This is a genomic window from Plectonema cf. radiosum LEGE 06105, assembly GCF_015207665.1.
Classification (GTDB): Bacteria; Cyanobacteriota; Cyanobacteriia; order Cyanobacteriales; family Nostocaceae; genus Rivularia; species Rivularia radiosa_A.
This window is the reverse complement of sequence record NZ_JADEWL010000284.1, coordinates 1-2,537: the sequence shown is the minus strand read 5'-3', so window position 1 is coordinate 2,537 and position 2,537 is coordinate 1. Positions and strand designations below refer to the sequence as shown.

General features: G+C 40.4%; 2 protein-coding genes. One reads left to right on the top strand and one right to left on the bottom strand.

Annotated features, from left to right (window positions below; genetic code table 11):
• Positions 1-46 precede the first annotated feature (46 nt).
• Complete coding sequence (gene purD, locus IQ247_RS31965; RefSeq protein ID WP_193926211.1) at positions 47-1,318, bottom strand: phosphoribosylamine--glycine ligase; 1,272 nt, start codon at positions 1,316-1,318, stop codon at positions 47-49.
• Positions 1,319-1,587: 269 nt separating this feature from the next.
• Here purD and IQ247_RS31960 point away from each other — a divergent pair, with 269 nt between their 5' ends.
• Positions 1,588-2,535 carry an NAD-dependent epimerase/dehydratase family protein gene (locus IQ247_RS31960; RefSeq protein WP_193926210.1) on the top strand — a complete coding sequence of 316 codons (948 nt, stop codon included), beginning with the start codon at positions 1,588-1,590 and terminating at the stop codon, positions 2,533-2,535.
• Positions 2,536-2,537 lie beyond the last annotated feature (2 nt).

The window sequence follows — 2,537 nt, the reverse complement described above, 5'->3', positions numbered from 1 at the left end:
GGGGGATGGGGAGAAGGAGTTATAAATTACCTTTGACCTTTAACCTCTAACCTTTGACCTGATATCCAATATCTCGCCGATAATACATTCCTTCAAAGTTAATTTGTTCAATACCAGCGTATGCTAATCCTAATGCTTGCTCGAAGTTTTCTCCGATACCCGTTACATTTAAAACTCTACCTCCATCTGTAATTAATTGTTGATTTAAGATTGTCCCAGCATGAAATACGGTTGCTCCTGCGGCTTCAGCTTGGGCGATACCTGTAATAACTTTACCTGTTTCATAAACTCCGGGATATCCTCCAGAAGCAGCAACTACGGTGGCACAGGCTCCTTGTTTCCATTCGATAGGGGGCATTTGCTCTAAACGCTGTTCTACACAGGCAAGCATTAATTCTTCTAATGGCGTTTCTAACAATGGTAATATTACTTGGGTTTCTGGGTCGCCAAAACGACAATTAAATTCTAAAACCTTGAATTCACCGCTAGGATTTATCATCAAACCAGCATAAAGCACGCCTCGATAATCAATATTCCTAGCCCTTAAAGCATTTATAGTTCTATCTAAAACTTGTTTTTGAACCCGTTCCATTAAATTAACAGTAGCAATCGGTGCTGGTGCATAAGCTCCCATCCCACCTGTATTTTCTCCCGTATCACCTTCACCAATGCGTTTATGGTCTTGGGCTGGTAATAAAGGTCTAATTGTTAAACCATCTGTCAATGCTAAAACCGATACTTCTTGTCCTATCAAACATTCTTCAACAATTACAAATTCTCCGGCACCACCAAACTGACCGCGAAAAATTGCTTCTACTGCTTCCACTGCCTGATTGCGCGTTGTCGCCACCGTAACACCTTTACCAGCCGCTAAACCGTCAGCCTTAATGACAATCGGTAATTCGTGGTCTTTTATGTAGCTTTTCGCCGGTGCTGCTCGGTTAAATACCGCACTATTTGCAATAGGAATCTTAGCTTCCTGCATCAGGGTTTTTGCCCATACCTTACTTGCTTCTATTTGCGCTCCCGCTTTGTTTGGACCAAATACCTTTAATCCTTGAGATTGCAAATAATCTGTAATTCCTTGTGCTAAAGGTACTTCCGGTCCCACAACCACGAGGTTTATTTCTTCTTTTAACGCAAAATTACTTATAAGGGCAAAATCATCCACCGCTAAAGAGATATTTTCACAGCGATTCAAAGTAGCTGTACCACCATTTCCCGGTACACAGAAAACTCGTTCAACTTCACTTGATTGAAGAAGTTTCCAAGCTAAAGCGTGTTCTCTTCCTCCACTACCTACAACTAAAATTTTCACTCTTATTCCTCGAAGTCACCTTGATGATACGCTTTATTTTTCCACCAATTTTAATACTTATCTCGGCTCAACGGTATGGTTTTCAATTTTAAAGTGAGGAGTTGACAGTTGACAGTGGACAGTTGAGCTTTAACCTCTAACCTTTAACCTTTAACCTTCGACCTCTTTCGACCTGTGTAAACAAAAAAATAAACAGTAGTGGCAACTACCTGTGTATAGGGATTAACCTGTTAATACTGAGTTAACAAAATACCTAAATATTAAGAGACATGACTAAAAATATCTTGACTGGTGCAGCGGGATTTATTGGTTCCCATTTAGCAGAAACCTTGTTAAAAAAAGGAGAACAAGTAATTGGTATTGATGAATTCAATGATTACTATGACCCGATGTTCAAGTATGAAAATATTGCATCATTGCAAAGCTATACCAACTTTAAATTGATTGAAGGAGATATTCAGTTTTTAGATTGGCGATCGCTGTTAGAAGATGTTGATATTATTTACCATCAAGCAGCACAAGCAGGGGTAAGGGCAAGTTGGGGGCAAGGTTTCCGTTTTTACACGGAACGCAATATCAGCGCGACTCAAGTAATGCTTGAAGCTGCAAAGGATGCGAAAAATTTGCAAAGATTCATTTATGCTTCTACTTCCAGCGTTTACGGTGATGCGGAAACTTTACCGACGAGCGAATTAATTTGTCCCAAACCAGTTTCACCCTATGGAATCACAAAGTTAGCCGCTGAAAGATTGTGTGGACTTTATCACAAAAACTTTGACGTACCTTTTGTAGCATTACGTTACTTTACAGTTTACGGTCCTCGTCAGCGTCCGGACATGGCATTTCACAAGTTTTATAAAGCTGTCATCCAAGATGAACCAATTCCCGTTTACGGTGATGGATTACAAACTCGCGATTTTACCTTTGTTAGTGATGCTGTTGCAGCTAATTTAGCCGCAGCCACAGTAGAAGCTGCGGTGGGAGAGATTTTTAATATTGGTGGTGGTAGTAGAGTAGTTTTAAAGGAAGTTCTCGAAACGATGGAAGAAATTGTTGGCAAACCCATCAAGAGAAACCATGTTGAAAAAGCAATGGGAGACGCACGTCATACAGCAGCGGATGTTTCCAAAGCACAGAAAATTCTCGGTTATCAACCCTCTGTGAATTTGAGAGAAGGGTTGAGCAGAGAATGGGAATGGGTTAAGGGGTTGTATTAAAG